The 23180-nt window shown below is 44.4% G+C and carries 19 protein-coding genes; 14 read left to right on the forward strand and 5 right to left on the reverse strand.

All coding sequences use genetic code 11. The annotated features are described in order from the left end of the window. Positions 1–18: 18 nt before the first annotated feature. Together LBB20_01605 and LBB20_01610 are read right to left on the reverse strand one after the other, a co-directional pair. Positions 19–1293, reverse strand: a complete 1275-nt coding sequence (locus LBB20_01605) for a type III PLP-dependent enzyme (GenBank protein ID MDR2735519.1) — start codon at positions 1291–1293, stop codon at positions 19–21. Further along, a complete protein-coding gene (locus LBB20_01610) occupies positions 1259–1723 on the reverse strand; it encodes a hypothetical protein (protein MDR2735520.1) in 465 nt (154 codons plus the stop codon). Before LBB20_01610 ends, LBB20_01605 begins: the two co-directional genes overlap by 35 nt. A 128-nt stretch (positions 1724–1851) precedes the next feature. Here LBB20_01610 and rpsR point away from each other — a divergent pair, with 128 nt between their 5' ends. The 5 genes from rpsR (at position 1852) to LBB20_01635 (ending at position 8856) form a co-directional block, all read left to right on the forward strand. Next, a complete protein-coding gene (rpsR, locus tag LBB20_01615; GenBank protein MDR2735521.1) occupies positions 1852–2064 on the forward strand; it encodes a 30S ribosomal protein S18 in 213 nt (70 codons plus the stop codon). Positions 2065–2068: 4 nt separating this feature from the next. Then, entirely contained in the window at positions 2069–3055 is a 987-nt protein-coding gene (locus LBB20_01620) for a threonylcarbamoyl-AMP synthase (GenBank protein ID MDR2735522.1), read from the forward strand. Positions 3056–3159: 104 nt separating this feature from the next. Then, positions 3160–4575, forward strand: coding sequence for a TolC family protein (locus LBB20_01625; protein MDR2735523.1), 1416 nt, complete (start codon positions 3160–3162; stop codon positions 4573–4575). A 12-nt stretch (positions 4576–4587) separates the two neighbouring features. Next, on the forward strand, positions 4588–5721 hold the full coding sequence (locus LBB20_01630) for an efflux RND transporter periplasmic adaptor subunit (GenBank protein MDR2735524.1): 1134 nt from the start codon (positions 4588–4590) through the stop codon (positions 5719–5721). Positions 5722–5745: 24 nt separating this feature from the next. Then, the gene (locus tag LBB20_01635; protein MDR2735525.1) at positions 5746–8856 is read left to right on the forward strand and encodes an efflux RND transporter permease subunit; all 3111 of its coding nucleotides are present in this window, start codon (positions 5746–5748) and stop codon (positions 8854–8856) included. Positions 8857–8858: 2 nt separating this feature from the next. On the opposite strand, the gene LBB20_01640 is transcribed toward LBB20_01635, so the two are convergent. Next, a complete protein-coding gene (locus tag LBB20_01640) occupies positions 8859–9638 on the reverse strand; it encodes a ParA family protein (GenBank protein MDR2735526.1) in 780 nt (259 codons plus the stop codon). Between the two features lie 183 nt (positions 9639–9821). On the opposite strand from LBB20_01640, the gene LBB20_01645 reads away from it, so the two are divergent. Further along, positions 9822–11048, forward strand: coding sequence for a hypothetical protein (locus LBB20_01645; GenBank protein MDR2735527.1), 1227 nt, complete (start codon positions 9822–9824; stop codon positions 11046–11048). A gap of 125 nt (positions 11049–11173) precedes the next feature. Beyond that, positions 11174–12688: a 4-alpha-glucanotransferase gene (locus tag LBB20_01650; GenBank protein ID MDR2735528.1), complete on the forward strand. Its 1515-nt coding sequence runs from the start codon at positions 11174–11176 to the stop codon at positions 12686–12688. A 4-nt stretch (positions 12689–12692) separates the two neighbouring features. Here LBB20_01650 and LBB20_01655 read toward each other — a convergent pair whose 3' ends face one another. After that, a complete protein-coding gene (locus tag LBB20_01655; GenBank protein ID MDR2735529.1) occupies positions 12693–14006 on the reverse strand; it encodes an MFS transporter in 1314 nt (437 codons plus the stop codon). A gap of 273 nt (positions 14007–14279) precedes the next feature. On the opposite strand from LBB20_01655, the gene nusA reads away from it, so the two are divergent. Genes nusA through LBB20_01680 form a run of 5 tightly spaced genes read left to right on the forward strand, consistent with a single transcriptional unit; the run spans position 14280 to position 19609 of the window. Continuing rightward, positions 14280–15536 carry a transcription termination factor NusA gene (gene nusA, locus LBB20_01660; GenBank protein MDR2735530.1) on the forward strand — a complete coding sequence of 419 codons (1257 nt, stop codon included), beginning with the start codon at positions 14280–14282 and terminating at the stop codon, positions 15534–15536. A 58-nt stretch (positions 15537–15594) separates the two neighbouring features. Next, positions 15595–17979, forward strand: a complete 2385-nt coding sequence (gene infB / locus LBB20_01665; protein MDR2735531.1) for a translation initiation factor IF-2 — start codon at positions 15595–15597, stop codon at positions 17977–17979. Between the two features lie 3 nt (positions 17980–17982). Further along, positions 17983–18315 carry a ribosome-binding factor A gene (locus LBB20_01670; GenBank protein MDR2735532.1) on the forward strand — a complete coding sequence of 111 codons (333 nt, stop codon included), beginning with the start codon at positions 17983–17985 and terminating at the stop codon, positions 18313–18315. Continuing rightward, on the forward strand, positions 18312–18485 hold the full coding sequence (locus LBB20_01675; protein MDR2735533.1) for a hypothetical protein: 174 nt from the start codon (positions 18312–18314) through the stop codon (positions 18483–18485). The genes LBB20_01670 and LBB20_01675 overlap by 4 nt, the downstream gene beginning before the upstream one ends. Before the next feature lie 8 nt (positions 18486–18493). Further along, positions 18494–19609: a PAS domain-containing protein gene (locus LBB20_01680; protein ID MDR2735534.1), complete on the forward strand. Its 1116-nt coding sequence runs from the start codon at positions 18494–18496 to the stop codon at positions 19607–19609. Positions 19610–19614: 5 nt separating this feature from the next. On the opposite strand, the gene LBB20_01685 is transcribed toward LBB20_01680, so the two are convergent. Then, positions 19615–20202 carry an NUDIX hydrolase gene (locus LBB20_01685; protein ID MDR2735535.1) on the reverse strand — a complete coding sequence of 196 codons (588 nt, stop codon included), beginning with the start codon at positions 20200–20202 and terminating at the stop codon, positions 19615–19617. A gap of 75 nt (positions 20203–20277) precedes the next feature. On the opposite strand from LBB20_01685, the gene LBB20_01690 reads away from it, so the two are divergent. Together LBB20_01690 and glmS are read left to right on the forward strand one after the other, a co-directional pair. Next, a complete protein-coding gene (locus LBB20_01690; GenBank protein ID MDR2735536.1) occupies positions 20278–21261 on the forward strand; it encodes an acetyl-CoA carboxylase carboxyltransferase subunit alpha in 984 nt (327 codons plus the stop codon). Between the two features lie 69 nt (positions 21262–21330). Continuing rightward, entirely contained in the window at positions 21331–23178 is a 1848-nt protein-coding gene (gene glmS / locus LBB20_01695) for a glutamine--fructose-6-phosphate transaminase (isomerizing) (GenBank protein MDR2735537.1), read from the forward strand. The last annotated feature ends 2 nt before the right edge of the window (positions 23179–23180 follow it).

A 23180-nucleotide genomic window follows, 5' to 3' on the forward strand; every position in this document is an offset into this window, starting at 1 on the left:
AGCTTGGACTATAACAGGTTATGGCTCTATAAAGTAGGATTGTATCGGCGGAAATCCATTAAATCCAATGGATGAATAGCTGGATGTGTAGGCCCCGGCGGTTAACCAGTAAATCCTATCACCCACGTCTATGTGTCTGGGTAATGGGTTTCTAAATGTTTCATACATAATATCTTGGCTATCACAGGTTGGACCGGCAATTATAAAGTCTTCAACCAGCCGACCAGCACTTTCACAAAACAGCGGATACTTGATACTCTCCTCCATTGTCTCCATAAGGCCGTTGAACTTACCTGCGTCCGTATATAGCCAGGTATCCACGCCAAAGGAAGATTTTTTTGAAATCAACACAACCTCGGTGACCAAAATGCCGGCGTCGGCAACAAGGGAACGCCCTGGCTCCAATATTATATGTGGTAAATTTTCACCAAAATCCTCTGTAAGATAACGTGTTACCTCGCTTGCATAGGTGGACATTTCCGGTGTCCTAGAAATATAGGAGGCCGGAAACCCGCCGCCCATATTTATCAGCGAAAGCGGGATTTTTTCGCTCTCCAAATAATCAAATATATATTTAACGCGGCTTATCGATGAATCCCATGCGCCTATTTCCCTTTGCTGGGATCCGACGTGAAACGAAACCCCTTTGGGTTTTAACCCTAGTTTATCCGCCAGCATAAGCAAATCTATGGCCATATCCGAATGGCAACCAAATTTTTTTGACAGTGGCCAGTCGGCGGTGGAGCTGTGTTCTGCAAGAATTCTCAAAAAAATGTCCGAACCGGGAGCCACGGCGGCGAGATTTCTTATGTCGATTTCACTGTCCGAAGCAAAAAGACGTATGCCTTTGTCATAGGCGTACTTAACATGCACCTTCTTTTTTATAGTATTACCATAGCTTATTCTATCCGGCGAAACCCCAATGGACAGCAGGCTATCAAGTTCATTTATCGAAGCCACATCAAAATTTGCTCCCAGATCACGTAACAATTCCAAAACCGGCAAACTTGGATTTGCCTTAACAGCATAATGAACAACTGCATAGGGAAACAACTCCTTTAGCTGCTGATACCTTTTACGTATTATTCCGAGATTTATCAGCAAGAACGGCGTCTCATGTTTTTCAGCCTCTGCAATCATGGCGCACCAATCTGTCTCGGTATAGTATTCCAGCGGGTCAAGCCTCGTATTCATTACACCGTTGTCAAAAATTAATCTTGGCATTATATCAACGAAAAAATGATAGCCAAGAGCAATTTTACGACCACAGGTCCTCAAATACGGATCCACCATTTGTTATTGGTGGCAGCTCTACTTCTGTATCAAACTTATTATCAATAACTTCCGGCACTCCAATGAGACATAACCGTATTTTTTTATTGGGCTGCATTTTTTCGAAAATATCATGAAGCGGGTTGTCTTTATTCATGGCACTGACCGGCATAAATACATAAAAATCATCGGTATTAATCGGTATAACCTCATAAATAACCCTATTAATTGACTCAACAAAACGTATTATATTTTTGTCACAGCAGAGATGCTCACAGAAAATTTTCAGCACCGCATCCAAATTTACTTCACGGATTCCATCCAATACTATAACAATTTTTTCAAATCCTCTGAAGTTTATTAACTGTTTGAGCTTGACTATGTTATAACCATTCTGTTGAGTCAAATCGTCACAGTAAAATTCGTTTAATAGTAACACCAGTGTGTTCATGGTTTTATTTTTTAGATTTCATGAGCACAGCATGTTTTCTGTAAAAATTCAATAGAAATCTGATTATTATATAAAAAAATTGTAATAAGCACTTTATTCTTGATTTTTATGTTCGAAATTTTCTATCTATGAAACCCGTGCTTATGGAAAATACAAATGCAAAAGTGGCTGACCAAAAGTCGCCTTTAGATGTCGATTGGAGTGATGTGGAACAGTTGGCCAGATATGTTACCGGTACTGGCCGGATTCTGCCACGAAAATATACAGGTCTGTCGGCCAGGCAACAAAGACATATAACTCGTATGATAAAGAGGGCTCGTAACATGCTATTAATGAAATAGATAAGTGACTTTAGATACGAGTATTTTAAGTGTAACCAACGATTCACTTGCGCTGGTCAGTAGGGAATTGTTGGCCGGTGGTGTGGTCGCACTGCCCACAGAAACCGTCTATGGGTTAGCTGGCATAATCACCAGCGAAACCGCTATAAATCAGATATTTAACATAAAAAACCGGCCATTTACGGATCCATTGATAGTCCATGTCCTAGGCCTTAACGACTTGTTAAACCTTACAAAAATCAAGGATGACACTATCCCTAGCCTAAATCTCCTGGTGGATTCATTCTGCCCTGGCCCACTGACGTTTGTGTTACCGAAGGCCGATTCCGTCAGAAACAAAATAACGGCCTCAAAGCGCACCGTAGCCATCCGGATTCCAGCCCACAGGGTTTTTAGGGAAGTCTTGGTTAGGACCAAGGTACCATTGGCTGCGCCCAGTGCAAACCAGTTCGGGTATATAAGTCCAACCACAGCAAAACATGTTATGAACTCGCTCCAGGGAAAAATACACCATATCCTCGACGGCGGTCCCTGCGAAATAGGCCTGGAGTCCACCATAATAGATCTTTCCAAAGACCAAATAAAGATTTTACGACCCGGAGCAATAACCGCAGAGATGTTACAGGAAGCCACTGGCTTAGAAGTGGTTAGCCCTAGGCAAATGGCCACCACGGACCCGGCAGCCCCGGGACTATTTAAACGACACTACAGCCCAAATACAAAACTGAGATTATTTGACGCCGACAGGGTTCCAGCGGCCGCCAGTAACACCGCCATTGTGTACCTGAAAAGGCCCGTCCAGGAAAAAAAAGACACCTTTTGGCTGAGCGAAAACGGAGATTTATCCGAGGCTTCCAGAAATATTTTCTCAATACTAAGATACTTGGATCAATGTGGTTATGACACAATTTTCTGTGAAAAAGCACCGGCCGTCGGCCTGGGCATGGCGTTGAATGACAGGCTATCTCGTGCCGCGGCGAAATTTATGTAAATGGCAAAATTTTATACTTAAACCATGGCGAAATTATAAAAAAATGTGACAAAAAGACTTAAAAAGACTTGCCAATCAATAAACAATGTTAGAAAATAGTTATCGTGGGCTTTTCATATAAATTGGCCGGCTGGGCTATTGTAATGCTTTCATTGTTTGGTTGCGCGTGCAACCATACTGACCAGCAACCAGTTAACTGTGATAGTCCTTCTGATTATCTGCCCGCCGAATGCAGTACCGAAGAAGACCTACCTTCCACTGAAATAACCTGGCCTGCGGATCTTAATACATTGCTTGACATAGCCTTCTCGAACAATCCCGAGACCAGACTGGCCTGGCAGAGGGCTAAAATAGCCGAGGCACAAAAGGGCAAAGCCGCCGCTGTGTTTTTTCCTCAGGTTAAACTGAAGGCCATCGCGGCCAACTCAAAGGATATTGCAGGACAAAATCCATCTGATAATAAACGACTTATAACCCATGAATCCACGGTATTTTATCCACAGATAGAAATTACCTATTCACTTTTCAAGTTCGGCGCCCATAGGGCCCGGGCCGAGGCTGCAAAATCCGAATTATTGGCCGCTAACTTCCAGTACAACAGGGCCTTGCAAACACTCGCATTCTCGGTCCAAATGGCCTACTTCAACCTTGATTCAGCCAAGGAAGCGGTTTCAGCAAATCAGCTAAGTCTCGATGACGCAAAGGCTTCTCTTGAATATGCCCAACGTAGATATGATTCCGGCCTGGGCAACATCAACGATCTCCTAAAAGCCAGGGCAAATCTTAGCCAAGCCCAGTTTCAATTTGAACACTCGTCGGCAAATATTGAGACGGCCCGGGCTGAATTGGCCAGGGTCCTAGGACTCCAGGTATCATCCCAGATTGATATTTTTAACCCAAACATTGACAACAACATAGATGACGCATTGCTGGGGCAGGTCGACGATATCCTCGCCAAAACCTTGGAATGCCATCCCCATATCCTGGCAGCCAAAGCCAGGTTCGATGCAGCCACCCAGGCCAATAAATCAGCCAGTCGCAATCTGATGCCAGAGTTGATAGCGGGATTCACAGGATCCATAAATAAGGTTAAACACTACGATAGCAATTACCAAAAATACAGCGCCTTCGTTGGCCTGCAATGGGATCTGTTCGATGGTTTTGCAAACCTTAATAATGTCATCGAAGCCAGGGCAAGAACCCGCGCTGCAAAACATGAACTACAGGCGGCAAAGCTCGATACAGCCAAAAATGTCTGGGATCAATACCATAAATTTAAGTCAGCCTGCCGACAATTGAAAGCTGCAGGTGAATATGAAAAATCTGCCAAGGAAGCTTTCGACTCCATACAGCTTGCCTATGCAAATGGTCTGGGTTCTTTCCTAGATTTGATGACAGCCCAAAACAGTTTGGCATCGGCCAGACAAAAACTGGTGGCATCCAAAAACGGTTTAGCAATCAGCCTAGCCGCATTGGCCTATGCCGCCGGCAACCTAACAATAAATGATAGAAATAGATAAAATCTTAATAATATGAAGACAAAATCAAATAGGTGTCAATTAATCGCCCTGGTGTTGCTATCGATTGGTTTTCATGGATGTAATACCAAAACTCCAAAAAGCGCTGGCATACCCGGAGGTCCAGGAGCCAGACCGCCTGTGCCAGTCACCGTAACCCCAGCCAAGGTTATGGATGTCCCCATAACCGTAGGCAGCCTAGGAAAATGCATTAGCCAGGAATCGATCAATATTACAGCCCAGGTGCCAGGAGAAATAAAAGAGGTTCATGTGGCCCAGGGTAGCTATGTGGAAATCAATGAAATGTTATATACAATAGATCCAAGAAAATACGAAGCCACCCTCGCCAAACTCGAAGCCGAGCTAGCCAAGGCCGAGGCCCAGCTCCAACTAGATGAGGCAAAACTCACCAGATCCAAATCCCTTCTACCGGACAACTATATCTCCCAGCAGGAATTTGAAACCTGTGAATCGAAGGTGCTGCAAGACAGGGCAAGTATAAAGCAGATAGAGGCACAAATCGTTCAAGCCAAAGTAGATCTAGAACATTGCCACATAACATCACCGATAAATGGACTGATGGGCAAATACCAGGTCGACTGTGGAAATGTTGTATCCCAGGCAACCGTATTGGCAAACATCCAAAACGTTTGGCAACTATACGTCGATTTTTCCATAGCCGAAACCTATTTTCCTGACCTCAACAGATATCTTTCGGAAAAAGATTCATTGGATGTCGAAGTATCAAGCATTTCCGATCCGAGCATTACAGCCACCGGGACCCTAGACTTTGTCAATAATTCCATTGATCCGTCCAGCGGCACAATCCATCTACGCGCCAGCCTCGAAAATGAAGACACCAGCTTCTGGCCAGGCCAATCTGTTACTGTAAGGCTCAAAATGACAACACTTAACAATGCAATTACCCTGCCAACGGAAGCCATAAAAATCCATGGGAACAATAGGTACTATGTGCTCGTAGCAAAGCCAGATAACACCGCTGAGCTCAGGCAAATCTCCGTTGGTGAAACCTATAATAATCGTACGGTGATAAAAGAAGGCCTGGCCGCGGATGAAACCGTAATATTAAAAGGCAATATAATGCTAGGCAATGGGTCACAAATAATTGTGATGCAACAAGATGAATAACAATAATTCCAGGATAATTCATAGATGAAAAGCATATCTGAGCCATTTATTAAACGTCCGGTCATGACAGTTCTTCTGGCGCTATCCTGCGCCATGGCAGGACTGTATAGCTACTTTTCTCTGCCGGTCAGCGACCTGCCAAGTGTCGACTATCCGGTCATAACCGTAAGAGCTTTTTTCCCAGGAATGGACCCGTCTATGATGGCCGCCAATGTGGCTTCTCCACTGGAGAAGGAATTCATGCAAATATCTGGATTAGAGTTAGTTACATCCCAAAGTACCCAGGGATCCACCACCATCACCGTGCAATTTAGCCTGAACAAAAATATCGACGCCGCGGCCACCGATATACAATCGGCCATATCCCGAGCCATAGGGTCGCTCCCGCCGGATCTACCCACGCCACCAATGTTCGAAAAATCTGACCCCAATAGCACGCCGATCCACTTCATGGCACTGACCAGTAATGTGCTGTCAAAAGGCGAACTCTACGACTTTGCATCCAATGAGATAGCGAACAAAATAAGTATGTTGCACGGGGTCTCAAAATGCCAGGTCTACGGCGTTTCCAGGGCAGTTCGTCTAGAAATCGACAACAATAAGCTGTTCAACAAAGGACTCACCATGTCCGATGTGGTCGGTGCGGTGCAAAAGCACACAGCCTCTCTGGCCGCTGGCACCCTAAATGGCCACACCAACTCACTGGTTATAAAACCCTTAGGTCAACTGGACCGGGCCCCACAGTACAATGAAATAATCATCGACTACCGGGATGGCTCGCCCATCTATCTAAAGGATATCGGCCAGGCCATCGATGGCTTCGCTTCCAACGACACCAGGCTGGTGTTTTGGCGATCCGATAGCGACAAAGTAGATTCGGCCGTCATGATAGCCACCACCAGAGCCGCCGGTTCAAATACCATAGAAGTCGCTAAATCCATAAGAAAATTGATACCCGTCGTCCAGTCTCAGCTGCCAAAATCCATGAATTTGATACCATCCTACGACCGATCGGTGCAAATCATCGAGTCCATAAACGACGTAAAAGAAACCATAGTCATCGCATTTATACTGGTAATATTGGTCATATTTATCTTTCTTGGCCGGTTCACCGAAACGATTATCCCAACTGTAGCACTGCCACTTTCTCTCTTTATGACATTCATTGTCATGCGATTATTGGACTACAGCGTCGATAATCTGTCTCTGCTTGCCATGACTTTGGCCATAGGCTTCCTGGTGGATGACGCCATCGTTTTTTTGGAAAACATGGTACGCCGAATGGAAGTTTTTGGCGAAAATCCCACCGAAGCGGCCATAAACGGAGGGCAAGAAGTGAGCTTTACCATATTGGCCATGACCCTATCTCTGATCGCTGTGTTCATCCCCATGGTGTTTATGACCGGTCAGCTAGGAAGAGTTTTTAGAGAATTCTCAATCACCATAGTCGTGGCCATATTTTCCTCCGGGCTGGTCTCGCTGACGGTGACACCAATGATGTGCGCAAGGATGTTGAAATCGATCCATGGAAAAGAAAAAACTCTGCTTGAGCGGATATCAAAAAAATTCGAAAATCTTATATTGTCATTCTATGGCAAGACCCTCCATTGGGCACTGAATCTGCGTTATATGTCGGTCATTTTTTGGGTATTATGCCTATTTCTCCTGTATTGGAGCTTCTCGTCACTACCAAAAACATTTCTGCCGGCCGGTGATAGCGGCGTACTCCGTGGTGTATTTCTAACCAAAGAAGGTACATCGCCGGAACAAATGCACAGCTACCAGGACCAAATCAGCAAGGTTCTCGAGAGCGATCCAACCATCAATCAGTACCTGTGTTTATCCTGTCTGACCGGCATGTTACCAAGCAACCAAGGTATGCTGATAGCGTTTTTAAAGGACGGCAAGCGTCCAAAAATCCAGGACATAGCCACTAGGCTAACAAAAGATCTATTCCTAATCCCGGGCGCTCTCACATTTTTACAACCCATGCCAAATCTTCATATAAATACCGGTGCCATGAGCACAAACCAGGGTAAATATGCCTTTGCCATGACCTGCCAAAATTCTGAAGAGCTGGTAGTACCTATGCAAAGATTGATGATGGAAATGATGAGCAATCCAGGGTTTACCAGTGTGTCATCCGACCTGTTCCTCAGCAACCCGGAACTAAACATCGAAATACTCCGAGACCAGGCATCGATCTATGGCATCACCACCACCCAGATCGAAGACAGTTTTAAGCAATCCTTCTCGGAAAACCGATCCTATATTATAAAAACACCGATGCAGCAATACAACGTGATCGTGACGGCAAAAGAATCTCAAAGGACTGATAAATCAAACATCAAAGACCTATTTTTCCGCTCCAAAAGTGGCCAAATGACGCCATTTGATTCGGTGGCAAAAATGTCAGAAACCCTTGGTCCAATTTCTGTAAACCATATCAATAACTTCCCATCGGTCACCATATTTTTCAACCTACAGGATTGGTTTCCTCTGGGTGAAGCCACTGAGTTCATAGCTAAGAAAGCAAAAGAAATTCTTCCACAGCAAGTGCTTGGCTCATTTCATGGCGAAGCTGCCACATTCAAGGAAACCACCCAGTCGGTTCTAGTCCTGTTGATCGTAGCCATATTTGTGCTCTATGTGATACTTGGAATTCTTTACGAAAGCTATATCCATCCGCTCACGGTGCTTTCGGCCCTGCCGATCGCCATGCTCGGTGGGATGGCAACGCTTATGTTCTGCGGCTATGAACTATCACTCTACGCCTTCATTGGGCTGTTTATGCTGCTCGGAATCGTTGGCAAAAACGGCATCATGATGGTGGATTTTGCCATAGCACGGCAAAAAGAAGGACTTTCTCCCGCCGAAGCAGTTCACAAAGCCAGCCTGGAGCGCTTTAGACCAATCATAATGACAACGCTGGCAGCACTCATGGGCATGATCCCCATAGCCGCCGGTCTCGGGGCTGACGGAGTATCACGGATACCGCTTGGACTGGCTGTGGTTGGCGGCCTTGTGTTCTCGCAGATAGTTACACTATATGTAGTTCCAGCACTCTATCTGTGCTTCGAAGACCTGCAGACTAAGATACTTGATAAAATCCCATTTTTTGCCCGGGAAATATAGAACTATACCAGTTTAAAACGCTCTATAACTTCTAGGCCGAGACGATCATAGGCCTTGGCACCGCTGCTCATTTTGTCGTACTCGAATATGGATTTTCCCAGCCTTGTGGCTTCGCTCAATCTGCTGGATCTAGGTATAACCGTTTCAAAAACCAACCCCTTGAACTGGGCTTTTATATCTTCGAAAACCTTGGTTGATAGGTCGGTCTTAATATCAAACATGGTCATTATTATACCACCAATTTCCAAAGTTTTATTGAGATCATGCAGCTTAAGAGCCTCAACGGCATTGGATATCTGGGACATGACCTCCATCGAGGTGTACTCACTTCGAAGCGCCACCAATAGTTTATCCACAGAACCGATGATATCGATGGCAGAGGATTCCCCCACCGGAGGGCAATCCAAAATGATTGCGTCAAAATCACCAGAATCCTTTATTGTGCAGACTGCCTCGTGAATGACCATCAGGTAATCACCATTTTCCCTGAGCCCTGTTTCGATCGCCTTCAGATTCTCATCGGATGGTATTATGGATAGATTTGCATAGCGGGTTTTTTTTATATTACAATCTGAGTCATAGGCGCCATGCAATATCCTATACAAGCTTCCATTGTTTTCCTTTTCATAACCAAGTCCTTTGGTTGCAATACCTGCCTGGTCGAAGTCTATCAGTAATGTCCTAACGCCTTTTAGCGCCAGAGATACCGATAGATTCACGGCAGTTGTAGTCTTTCCCACACCATATTCCTGACTAACAATCGAAAAGACCAAGGTTGGCATAGGCACATTGAGTTTTTTTTTACAATAAATGTCTAGCATTCTTTTCAAATTTATGATCTTGATCAAATAATTTATAATTTGTTTCAAAAGAGTATTGACATGATACCCAATATTACAGATACTACTAACACGTTGTTAGCGGTTCTGAATAAGGGGCCAAAAGGAACGGAGACTTAAAGGAATATGAGAATGAAAAAAGTTTTTACACTTTTAGGTAGTTTGTTTATAGTCAGTTATGCAAATGCAATTGATTGGCCGGATTTATCCGTAAGATCCAATGTTGGATTTGATTCTGAATTTGAATATCGTGGCCGTAAACAAGGTCAACAGATATTTAGACCTCAGGTTGAAGTCGGGTTACCGTTATTTGACCGTGGTGAATTCTATGTTGGTATGAACGCATTTGTGGGTACATCCGGATCTGGTAATCCAGCACCTGATGTGGAAGACGCCATTAGTACCACCTATACCCCTAGTGATGGTGAGAATAAAGGTAAGGCAGGACAGGAATTATCGCTAACCGCCGTTCCATTCAAAGAAAAGCCTGAGGCTAAAGAGGGTGAGGATGAAGAAAATACTACAGTCGCCAGCGTGGAAGATGGTAGTAATCATACAGTAAAAACAATGAACCAAGTGGATATCTATGCCGGTGTTAGATGGCCGGTGGATGATACCTTCTCCGTTGATGTGGGATACATACATCACTTCTATACCAATCTTCGCGGCAAAGTCGCCGGAGTGCTTGGTAAGGTAGATGTGCCAGAACTGGGTACCGCCGTCGTCCCGGCCAAAGGCCTTGTCAACGATGGGAAATATGTGTCCTATGATTTAGAACCTATTTTCTTTAAAAGGACCAATACCAATGAGGTATATGTTGGTGTGACAGCAGATGTGCTATTAAAACCATCTCTGTATTGTGCCTATGACTTCAATCGGGAAGAATTAAATTTTGAAGGTATGATCGGCCATACGGTAGATCTCGGTGAATATGGGTTTTCTGGGTTCTCAATTGATTTGAGCGCAAAACTCGGCTATGATACAGCAAGAAGACCTTTTGGTATACCGTGGTCCGAATGGAAAAATGATACCGAAGAGACAACCAATAACTATGTGGTATACAACGAAGCCACCAAGTCATTGACCAAAGGTACCGATGATAAGGGCGTTGAACTGGACGAAAATGTGGCCGGAGAAACCCTCAATGGAGGCAAAAAAAATTACATCTACTGGGGACTTGGATCGGATCTCGTCTATGCCTTCAATGACAATGCCAAGGTTCGGGCAGGTGTACGTTATACCGGTAATGACGCTTCAAAAGAATCCTGGGTTAACTGTATCGGAAGAAATGAGGATGGTAAAGGACATAAAAATCTCCTGTGGTTTACCACATCGTTCGATTTCTCATTCTAAGCAAAATACATAGAGCTAGTTGTTAGTCATCGCTTCCCGCAAGAAGCGATGTTTTATTATCGGCTTTCCATGGAAAACACTAGTTGTTTTGACAGCACCGCTGATGTTTATACAATTGTCTGGTTGTGGATTTTGATTTTTCATTTAAATCCACCTCTCATAACCCAATTTTTCAACGAAAATCTGGCATTTCGTTTAATCTTACCGATGTGACTGGAAAATTTGGCTATGCAGATGTGGGTGAAACCGCTACGAAATGGATGGCTGCACTTAGCGATGCGGGACAAACGATTTGGCATATCCCAAGCCTGCACAAATCAAATGATCCACAAAAATCGACCATTTCCTGCGGGTTGGCCTTCGATGAAACACTCATCTCTCTGGAAAATTTACATAGCCTTGGCCTTATAACCGAATCAGAATTGACTGCTGCCGAAGATGAAATCGCCAAGGTAAAAGAGATCGACGCCATAACAACCGTAAGAAAAAAATACCTAGCCCTGGTCGCTAGCCAATTTGACCGCCGTGCCGATAAGAATCTCATCGCCGAACTGATGTCATTTGAAAAAAGCAACGAAAGTTGGCTGAATGATTACGCGTTGTTTCATGCGCTAAAACAAATATTTAACGGTAAGCCCTGGTGGGAATGGCCAGAAAAAATCAAAGACTTTGACCGTAAAGCGATTGAAGCCACAAGACACCAATTATCCCTTCAGATACGTAACGCAGGCCTGGTGCAATTTTTACTGCACAGACAGCTAGACGCTATCAAAACCGAGGCCAAAAGGCTTGGCCTAACGCTACTGACGGACTTCAAAATCTACATCGAACATGACAGCCCGGATCTATGGACAAACCAAAACCTGTTCTTCCTAGACCCCGAAGGCCAGTGTACCACCGTCGCCGGATACCCTAGCTCAATGCTACATCCCAATGGGTTGAAGCTCAATGCACCGACCTATAGGTGGAATCGACACCGGGAAACCGATTACAGCTGGTTCATCAAAAGAATCGAAAAAGAATTACAATTTTTTGACTACATTATCATAGAAAATTTCCATGAACTCATTGAAAATTGGGAAATTCCCATCGCTGAAACGAATCCAAACCATGGCCGGTGGGTTCCCAGCGCAGGCCACTCATTATTCGAAAAAATAAAAAACAGTTTTAAAAAACAGAATCCAATCATCGCTGCAGAAACCAATTCGGATTTTAGGTCAAAACGGATAATAAACCAATTCCGATTGCCCTACCTAGATGTTTTGCAATACTCATTCGATGAAGGAATTGCCCATGAACTACCACGGGATTACAATGAAGTCTGCATCGCAACAACCAGCACGTCCAGAGAAAATCCGCTTATTAGATGGCTCAAAGAATACTCAACCTCACAAAAATTATCTCTATCCATGAAAAAAGACTTCCAGGAATGCTTCGGCACAAACATAAATGAATCCACCTGGAGAACAATCAACATCCTGCTGAACTCCAAAGCCGATGCTGTAATAATTCCGCTCCACGACCTGATGCAAATCGGAACCAATGATACGAAGACCTGTATCAACCTGACCCCCTCCGGGTTTTCTAGTAAGTTTAACCGCAAACTACTCAAAGCCACCCAAACAACTAACAGATGCTAGGCAATTAGTCATGCTTCTGGGCTGTGCTATTCCAATTCAATGCGAAAAAAAATGTCCCAAACATGGCGCATATGGCAAAAAACACCATGGTAGCATTCCAGCTCCAGGTATCAGCTATTTTAGCCACACCTATGCCCGCCACGGCATGGCCCATGGCTCCAAATGTCCCGGTCAGTCCATTGGCCGCCGCAGCGGCTCTTTTCGAGCCAAACTCCGCTCCAGATAACCCTGCAAGTGTTTGAGGGCCATATATTAAAAAACCAATTATAAAAAGAAATGCCATGTTTACAAACTGAGGCACCACCGGCAGTTTCCAAAAGATAAGCAGAACAGCTATCAAAGCCACCATAAAGTAGAAACAGGTGCAATTTCGCCGCCCTTTAAATATTTTATCAGACATCCAGCCGGCTAAAACTCCACTGATCGCACCGGCAGTCTCCAGCCCGGCAGATTGCCATCCGGCCATAGACACCGAGGCTCCCTTCGCCTCCTGCAAAAACGTCGGTGCCCAATTGAAAAATCCCATTCTTATTATATATACAAAAAAATTCGCAAAACATACATACCAAAGGGTACGATTTGGCAAAATGTGCTCCAAAAATATCTCTCTCAGCGTAACACTTTCGTTATCCCTATGAGTGGTTTGTCTCTGCAACCCTTCTTTTTTCTCCACCGATGGCAGCCCCATCGACTCTGGCGTATCGCATAGCTTCCAAAATAGCAATCCTGCCACCATCAGAGACATCAATCCAGAAATAATAAAAACAGATCGCCAACCAAATTTGGCCAGCAACCAAGAACCTCCCACTAGGATTAAAATGCTACCAATTTTATGGGATAAACTAACGATCCCCCACTTGGTACCAAGTTCATTCGGCGAGTACCAATGGGTCATCAATTTCGGTACCGGTGGCCAACCCGTGGATTGAAAAATCGAACCCACCAGATATAACATTATTATAGATGAAATAGAACTGGAAAAACCAGAAAACAACGAACAACAGGCAGTACCTGCTAATCCTATGGCCATAAAATACCTAACCCTTATTTTATCACAGAGCACGCCGCTGACGAATTTTCCAATTCCATAGATGAGCGACGACCAGGTAAATGCCCAACCGATTTCAGACTTTTTACAACCAAATTCACTCTGGATAGCCGGAAATACTACCTGTAGGTTCTGCCGAACGATATAAAACGATGCATAGCCGGTAATCAATAAAAATAATATCATCTTCCGCCAATAGGCATATTGACGATCTATAACTTTCTCATGCTTAATGTCTTTTGAAACATCAACTAGGTAATCTGTTGTCATAATATTAAATCTTTTCCAATGTCATCCATAGCTCGCTGTCATTATAAATGTGAAAAGGGGAATTAATTGGCAAACATTTTCTGTATGTCTCGGCGAATTTGCATTATACCTATCGATAAGATAGTTTTATATTTTTTACTTTTTCATTGACTACCTGATAAAAATTTAAATTAGGCACACCGGTACAAAATTGTCTTGACGTCGACCCGGGTCATTTTAGTTTTTGTGGTCAGATTATATGCTGAAAATTCAGCTGCGATCTTTGTCAGATTTATGAGAACCAGTGGAGAAATTTTGGCTGTACTCGAGTACATGGAAAAAGAAAAAGGTATTTGTCGTAGTGATATGATAAATACCATAGCAGAGGCTATCCGCACCGCTGCGATGAAGAGCATAAATAATGCCCAGGATATACGAGTTGAAATAAATCCTAAAACAGGTCATATACAGGCTTGGACTGTTTTGGAAGTTGTTGATTCTGTTAGCGATATGCATTCTGAAATTCACATATCCAAAGCTCGCGAAATAAACCCAGCTCTCCAGGTAGGTGACATTTTTGAAAAGGAAATAGACCTGGCCTATCTTGGTAGAATAACGGCTCAGAATGCTAAGCAGGCCATAATGAGCGACGTAAAACACTTCGAGAAAGAAAAAATTTACGAAAAATATAAAAATCAAGTTAAAGATATCGTGACCTGTGTTGTACGTCGACAGGATTCGGGCAATATCTATGTGGATCTGGATTCGACGGAGGCCATAATGCCCTATAGAGAACGCATTCCCGGCGAAGAATATATTCCCGGAGACAGAATAAGATGTTTGTTGTTAAAAATAGAGCAAACATCCCACGGGCCGGAATTGGTGGTAAGCAGAGCCAGTGTTTGTTTTGTGAAAAAACTGCTAGAGATCGAAGTAACCGAAATAGCCGACGGCACCGTAGAAATCGTCAGTATGGCTCGCGAAGCCGGTTATAGGACGAAGGTCGCTGTGACAAGCAAGGATCCAAAGGTAGATGCTGTGGGTGCCTGTGTCGGCACCCGAGGCGCTAGGATTAGAAGCATCGTAAAAGAACTTGGTGGCGAAAAAATCGACATAATAAGGTATACGGACAATCCGGAAGATTTTTTGAAAGAAGCTATACACCCAGCCATTCCAAGGAATGTTTTCGTGGATAGGAGCAATCGGCAGATTTACTTCGAGGTTTCAAATGACGATCTGGCCGTTGCCATTGGCAAACGGGGTCTAAACGCTAGACTCACATCAAAACTGATGAATTGGAAACTGGATATAAGGAAATTGGCCGAAGGCCAGCAACCGTCGATCTATGAAAAAATAAGCCAAGCCGCCGAAGGTCTTAACGGAGTACCTGGCATAGATGACGAAATGGCAAAAAGACTCGTGGCAGCTGGGTTTGTGAGCGTAGATGTTTTTGACGACGTCGGTGTTGGTGATTTATTAAATTCCGGATTTTCTGAAGAGGAGGCTCGTTTCGTTCTTGAAAAAATCAAACAGTTTGAACTATCACACTAATCAAATGAGTGGACAGGTGGTTCTAGGTGGTTAATTGTACTGTTTGGAAATGTAATCAATGAGCATTAGAGTTTATCAGTTAGCAAAAGAATTGGGCTTGGAAAACAAAAGCGTGATGGCTATGTTGTCCGAGCGTGGCCTGAAGATAACCAGTCCATCTAACTCTGTACCGACAATTTACGCCGATGCACTAATCCAGGAACTCCATGTTGGCTCGAACAAATACCCAAAAGATAAAACCGTTAATAAGCCAACCAAACTGAATAACGAAGCCATTCCTAAAGAGAATGTTACGGATATACAGACCAGGACCGACGATGGTCGTAGTGTTTCGCTGCTGCCAAAAAAAACAATAGTCATGCCAACCGTTGCCCCAAAGGTGATACGGCATGAGCCAACCCATGGCCTACTGAATCAAGGGTTATTAAATCAAAGTGGTTCTGTATCAACGGTTGGTGTATCGCTACCCAGGAAAAGCAAACCGGAAACAGTCCCGGCCACTAAACCATCCAGCAAAGAAGTCGTAACCGTCAGCAATGAAGCCGAAGATCTGGGGCAAAAGACCAAGCCATTGCCATCCGCTGAGTCAAAAAACATTGCACCGAAGGCACCGCCAAGGACCATCCCCAGGGCGGGGACCCTGAGAGAAAGCCATCAGTTGGCCAATGCCGAGCTGCGCCTATTGCAAATACGCCCGCCAATTATAGTTAGAGAATTTGCTTCCCTGATAAACCTGAAACCATTTCAGCTGATTTCTGAACTAATGAAGGTCGGTGTGTTTTCGTCTATGAACCAGTCTATCGACGAAGCCATTGCAACGAAACTTGCTGCGACTCATGGATTTAGGCTAGACATCAAGCATAGAAACTCCGAGTCAAAAATCGCCGGACCAAAGGAAGAAAAAAAGCCAATTGTCCAGAGTGAGATGTTGCCACGGCCACCCATTGTATGCGTTCTTGGCCACGTCGACCACGGCAAAACCACACTGTTAGACTCCATAAGAAAAACCAAAATAGCCGAAGGAGAAGCCGGCGGAATCACTCAACGCATTGGAGCTTATCAGGTTAGCATCAATGGCAAAAACATAACCTTCCTGGATACACCGGGCCACGCGGCTTTTTCCAAAATGCGCGAGCGTGGCGCCAAGGTCACTGACATAGCCATATTGGTAGTAGCTGCTGACGATGGATTCATGCCGCAAACCGATGAAGCCCTGAAGTTTGCGAAAAAAGCAGAGGTTCCAATTGTGGTTGCGATAAACAAAATCGACGTCAGCGGTGCAAATATTGATGTAATCAGGCAACAGATGCAGCAACGAGGCATCACAGCCGAAGAATGGGGAGGTGAAACCCTGTGCGTTGCCGTATCAGCGGTCAGCGGTCAGCATATCGACGAGCTGCTCGAAGCTGTGTTATTGCAGGCGGAAATGATGGACCTTCGGGCCGATCTCAAAGCCAAGGCATCGGGAGTGGTAATCGAATCACAAGTAGATGTCGGCCAAGGGATCTCCGCCACTGTAATAGTCAAAAATGGAATACTGAAAGTAGGGTCGACAATCCTGTGTGGCGAATGCTACTGCCGGGTAAGAGCAATGATCAACAATAGCGGCAAAAACGTTAAACAAGCAACTCCAGCTATGCCAGTTGTGATTACCGGATGGTCAGGAATCCCCAGCGCAGGAACCGCCTTCGAGGAGGTAAAAAACGAGAAAGAAGCCAGAGAAAAAGCCGAAGAATTTTCGGTGGCCATGAAAAAAACCAACATGCCTAAATCCAAGTCGGATCAAATTGTAGATATAAAAAAGTTATTCGCAGCCATAGAATTACAAAAACAGAAAACCCTAAATATAATACTGAAATGTGATGTTAATGGCAGCATCGAAGCCATTATTGAATGTTTCAAAAACATTAAAAGTGATAAAGTCTCGTTGAATATTCTGTCGGCGGAAGTAGGTATTATAACTAAAAACGACATAAATATGGCAGATTCCACCGACGCCACCATCGTTGGCTTCAATGTCAAACTTGATAATGATGCCGTGGCCCTGGCTAAAAACAAAGGAGTAAAAATAATACAAAACGACATTATTTACGAACTTGTACTACAGATCCGCGACGCGATGACAGATTTACTTGATTTCGATCTTGTTGAAAATCATATAGGAACAGCACAGATTAGAAAACTTTTTACCATCTCAAGGGCAATCATTGCCGGCTGCATGGTAATCGATGGACGGATGCTAAGAGACAAGCTCATGCGAGTTCGTCGTAATAAAACCATCGTTTTTGAAGGAAAAATAGAGTCTATGCGTCGGGAAAAAGATGACCAAACCGAAGTCCGAGCTGGCTTTGAATGCGGAATCAGGTCAAACGGATTCAACGACTACGAAATCGGCGATGAAATCGAATGCTATGAAATACTTCAGCGTCGCCAATCCCTTTGAGCCATGGACCTTCGAATACAGAAAGTCAGCGAACTAATCCGCCAGGAACTGGGTAATATCCTACGTAAAAACTTTCGCGATGAAGCCAAATACATAACAATCACCAACACAATTGTAACCGGCGACATGCAGTCCTGCCGAATAACCTACGCAGCTTTGGGCAACAGGGAACTGGAAGAATCCGCTCAGAGATTTTTCAAAAAAAATTTTGGAAAAATAAAACGAGAAGTGGCAAAAAATATAAACATTAAACACTTCCCCGAGTTCAAGTTAGAGCTGGACAGATCTCTGGAAAAAGGCAATAGCGTACTGAAAATTTTGAATGAAATGGAATGAAAATCATCAGCCTAAGTCTTGCCATCACGGCATTGCTACTCCAGGCCTGTGCATCGGGTCCAGCGGATGACCGGGACACAGCATTGCCCTGGGCCAAACCGGCCAGCTGGGAAAATAATGGAACATTTTCTCTGTCAAGCACTAAAGAACACGGAGCCCTGAGCCCCTAGAGATCTCCATGAAGCTGAATTCACTAGATAAGCTACTTGAAAAGGCCGAGAGACTCGACAAATCTACCTTGGTAAGTCTCGCAAAAAAATTTCGAAGCCAACGTAACTTCTTCAGCGCCATCGTCGATGTTATCCGAGACGGCATCGTGATAGTAGATCCTAGGGGTAGCATCACGTTTTCGAACAGATCCGCGGTGGCCCTGCTTGGATTGACCAATTCGAAAAATGATAACATATTCCGCTACATTCCCAGCGTAAAAATTCCCGTAGATTCCTCGGTGAGCACCACCGATGTGGAGATAAACTATCCGGCAAAACTTACCATCAAAGTATGTTCGATCCCATTCAGCGAGGACTCTAAAAACATGAGGATTTTGATAATGTCCGACGTAACCAATGAAATTTTGCTGCACAAAAAAGAAATAGAAGATGAGCGAACCTCCTCGGTTTTACTTCTCGCAGCCAGTATAGCGCACGAAATAGGTAATCCATTGAATTCCATCCACTTGCAATTGGAATTGCTGGAACAAATTGTAAAAAAACACCCGACCAATAGGCAGATTTGCGAATCCATAAAGATATGCCAACAGGAAATTAGCAGGCTCAATGGAATAATTAAAAATTTTCTCCAGGCCATAAGACCAACGCCACCGGTACTAGGTGACCTGGATGTCTGTGACATCATCGAAGCAGTAATCAAGCTTATGCACAGTGAGTTAGAAAACGCTAACATAGCTTTGTCGCTGGGACTCAACGAACACATAAAAATATCGGCCGACGCAGATCAGCTCAAGCAGATGTTCTTCAACGTGATGAAGAATGCCCTGGAGGCCATAGGTAGCGATGGGCAAATTTCAATAGATATGTTTTCCGACGAAGAATTTTTGAAAGTACAGATTTCTGACAGCGGAATCGGCATAAATCCAATGAATGTGGGCCATATTTTCGACCCGTTTTTCACGTCCAAAAAAAATGGCAACGGCCTTGGGATGCTAATAATTCAGCGGATTCTACGTGCCCATAACGCACGAATGAATATATCCAGCCTGGAAAATCGTGGCACCACGGTTACCATAGAATTTCCACTGAAAACTAAAAGAGCTAAGATGCTTATAACAAAATAGTTGTTCTACTCCTCTTCGAGCCTAAGCTTCAGAAAAAACAACGCAGCCAGAACCACTCCATGGTCGATCTCACCGCTCCTTATTTTTTCCCAGAGCCTGTGGATCGGAATGGTCAAAAAAGTGATTTCCTCAAGAGGATCAAGGGATTGCTTGCCCACCAATCGACAATTTTCAATGAAAACCGTATAAAGCTTGTTGTCCTGGATAGCCGGATTCGGATAAATAATCTTCAATACACTGGCGTTTTCACCACTAAAGCCTGTTTCTTCGAGCAACTCTCTTTCGGCGGCCATAACCGGATCCTCGCCGGGCTCTATTATTCCGCCTGGAATTTCCAAAGATAGGCGCCTGGTGCCAAACCGGAACTGCTTTACTAGCACTATGTTGCGTTCTTGTGTCAGGGCAATGACCTGAACCCAGTCCGGAGGATGTAAAATGAAAAATTCACCGGTTCTACCATCGAGGGGATGTACGCAACACTCGCGGCATAGCTTGAAAATATTACAATCAAAAACAAGGTTCTCATCGACGACCTGCCACTTTTCCGGCAATAGCTCGCTCATAGCACAGCGAACAAATTCATCACTTGCCATGATAATGCAACAAAATTTACACTGCAAAAATATTTTTGGATTGCCCAGCCTAGCTGCAATCGCATCTTCTGAGCCATGTTCGGAAGGAAACCGAAAAAACCAAACCAAAAATTTTTACTAGAGTTCGAGTCACAACTATCTGATATTCAAGATAAAATCGACAGTTTAGTCGAACAATCGAAAACATCAAAACGTGACCTAAGCCAGGAAATAGGCGAACTTGAAACGGAATTATCGCGGCTGGCAACAACCGTCTATTCAAATTTGACAATTTGGCAAAAAATTCAGATTGCACGACATCCAAACAGACCCTATGCGCTGGACTTTATAAACGGAATTTTTAGCAATTTTCAGGAATTTCACGGTGACAGGTTGTTTGGCGATGACAAAGCAATTGTTGGCGGCCCGGCTTTTTTTGACCACCAGCCGGTTATGGTAATCGGCACACAAAAAGGGCGGACGCTCAACGAAAATATTTTACGAAATTTTGGCTGCCCATACCCGGAAGGCTACAGAAAAGCTCTGCGCCTGATGAAAATGGCGGAAAAATTTTCCATGCCGATCGTGACCCTGATCGACACACCAGGTGCTTACCCTGGAATAGGTTCTGAAGAGCGTCATGTGGCCGAGGCCATAGCCGTAAACCTAAGAGACATGAGTGCTCTGACCGTCCCTATAGTTTCCGTGGTGATCGGCGAAGGCGGTTCCGGCGGTGCATTGGGAATTGCCGTGGCCGACAAAGTCCTGGTGCTGGAAAACGCCTACTATTCGGTCATCTCACCGGAGGGCTGCGCCGCAATCCTATGGAAAGATAGACAATTCGCCAACGAAGCGGCCGAAGCCTTACAATTGCAGGCAAGCAAATTGGTGGAATTTGGCGTGGCAGATGAGGTTATCGCCGAACCATTTGGCGGAGCTCACCAGGATCCCGAGCAAGCCATATTGAATACAAAAAATGCCCTAACAAATCACCTGAGTTTGGTTTGTAATCTATCTATAAAAAATCGTATTGCCAAGAGATATGAAAGGTTTAGAAATTTAGGAATATTTTCCGAATAGCGAGAATAACAGTTTTTTTTCAAAATCACAGTTCTTGACAGGTAACTTTTAACTAGTTCCATTTCAAATATGTGCGGAATAATTGGCTACATAGGTCATCGCAATGCGGCCCAGGTTGTGGTCGAGGGACTCCGCAGACTAGAATATAGAGGCTACGATTCTGCCGGGTTTGCGACCATTAAAAACGAAAAATTTCTATGTATAAAAAAAATTGGCAAGGTAAATAATCTAACCGAAGCTATTGAAAAATCCAACCTCACCGAACCGATTGGCATAGGGCATACCCGTTGGGCTACCCATGGCGTTGTATCGGAAGCAAATGCGCATCCTCAACTAAGCTCCGATGGCCTATTTGCCGTGGTCCATAATGGAATAATCGAAAACTACGCTCAGATCAAAAAATTTCTCCAAGGCCAGGGATATACATTCTCGTCAGAGACTGACACCGAGTGTCTTGCGAATCTGATAGCCTATCACTATCACAAGGAACCGGCTTCTATACAAAACAAATTCAGCGAGTGTGTCAGGAAAGCTTTGCTTCATATACAGGGCACCTACGGACTTGTCGTAATGTGCTCCGCATATCCAAGAGAAATGGTTGCCGCCAGAAAGAGTTCGCCACTTTTGGTTGGCATAGGCGAAAAAGAAACCATTGTCGCCAGCGACGCCGCCGCCCTGTTGATGTATACGAATCGGGCCGTCTATTTAAAAGATGGAGAAATTGCAATTGTCTCTGACAGCAAGTTTTACATAACAACAATCCTGTCAGAAAATGTTGACATTGTCCATCAGACCATCGATTGGACCAACCAGGATATCGAGCTTGGCCATCATGCCCACTACATGCATAAGGAAATTTTTGAGCAGCCTCAATCCATCGAAAACATCATGCGGGGAAGGTTTTCTGAGGATTGCAGCACCTCTCGGTTTGGAGGCCTGGCCATTCCACTTCACGAGTTGAGACAGGTCGACCGTATTGTATTCTGCTCCTGCGGAACATCTTGGCATGCAAGTTTGGTCGCCGAACATCTAATCGAACTCTATGCGCGAATCCCGGTTGAGGTCGAATACGCCTCGGAGTTTCGCTATAGAAATGCACCGCTGGACAAAAATACACTGATTTTTGTCATAAGCCAGTCCGGTGAAACCCTCGACACATTGGCAGCTTTACTGGAAGCTAAACGTAAGGGATTCAGGGTGTTAGGAATTACAAATGCGGTAGGATCTAGCATAGCCAGAGAAACCGACGGCGGAATTTATCAACACTCTGGACCGGAGATAGGTGTTGCTTCTACCAAAGCCTTTACTGCGCAAATATGTGCCGCAGCGATGCTTGCGTTATATTTTGCCCGAATGCGGAACATGAGCTTCGGCGACGGTATGGAATTCGTCAACGCTCTCAAAAAATTGCCATCCCAGGTGGAAGAGGTGTTGAAGCAGGAAGACCAGATAAAAGAGATAGCAAAAAAGTATTATAAATACGACGATTTCCTATTTCTTGGCAGGCAGTTGATGTTTCCGATAGCCCTGGAAGGAGCATTGAAGCTGAAGGAGATATCGTACATTCATGCCGAAGGCTATCCCTCGGCGGAGATGAAACACGGCCCGATTTCATTGATTTCAGAGAAATGTCCCTGTTGTTTTTTCGAAACCCAGCCACACATAGTCCAAAAAACCCTATCGAACATACAAGAGGTCAAGGCGAGGGGTGCACCGGTCCTGGCAATAGTATCAGAACACTGTGCAGCAGAAATTGATAACGTAGATGACCTGGTTCAGATCCCAACGTCTCACATTGCCACATCACCGGTTTTAGCCATCATTCCGGTTCAGCTCCTCGCCTATCACATTGCGCTGCTACGAGGTTGTGATGTGGACCGACCACGGAACCTGGCAAAATCGGTAACCGTAGAATAGGC

It is taken from the genome of Puniceicoccales bacterium (assembly GCA_031283585.1).
Taxonomy (GTDB): Bacteria; Verrucomicrobiota; Verrucomicrobiia; order Opitutales; family LL51; genus JAIRTH01.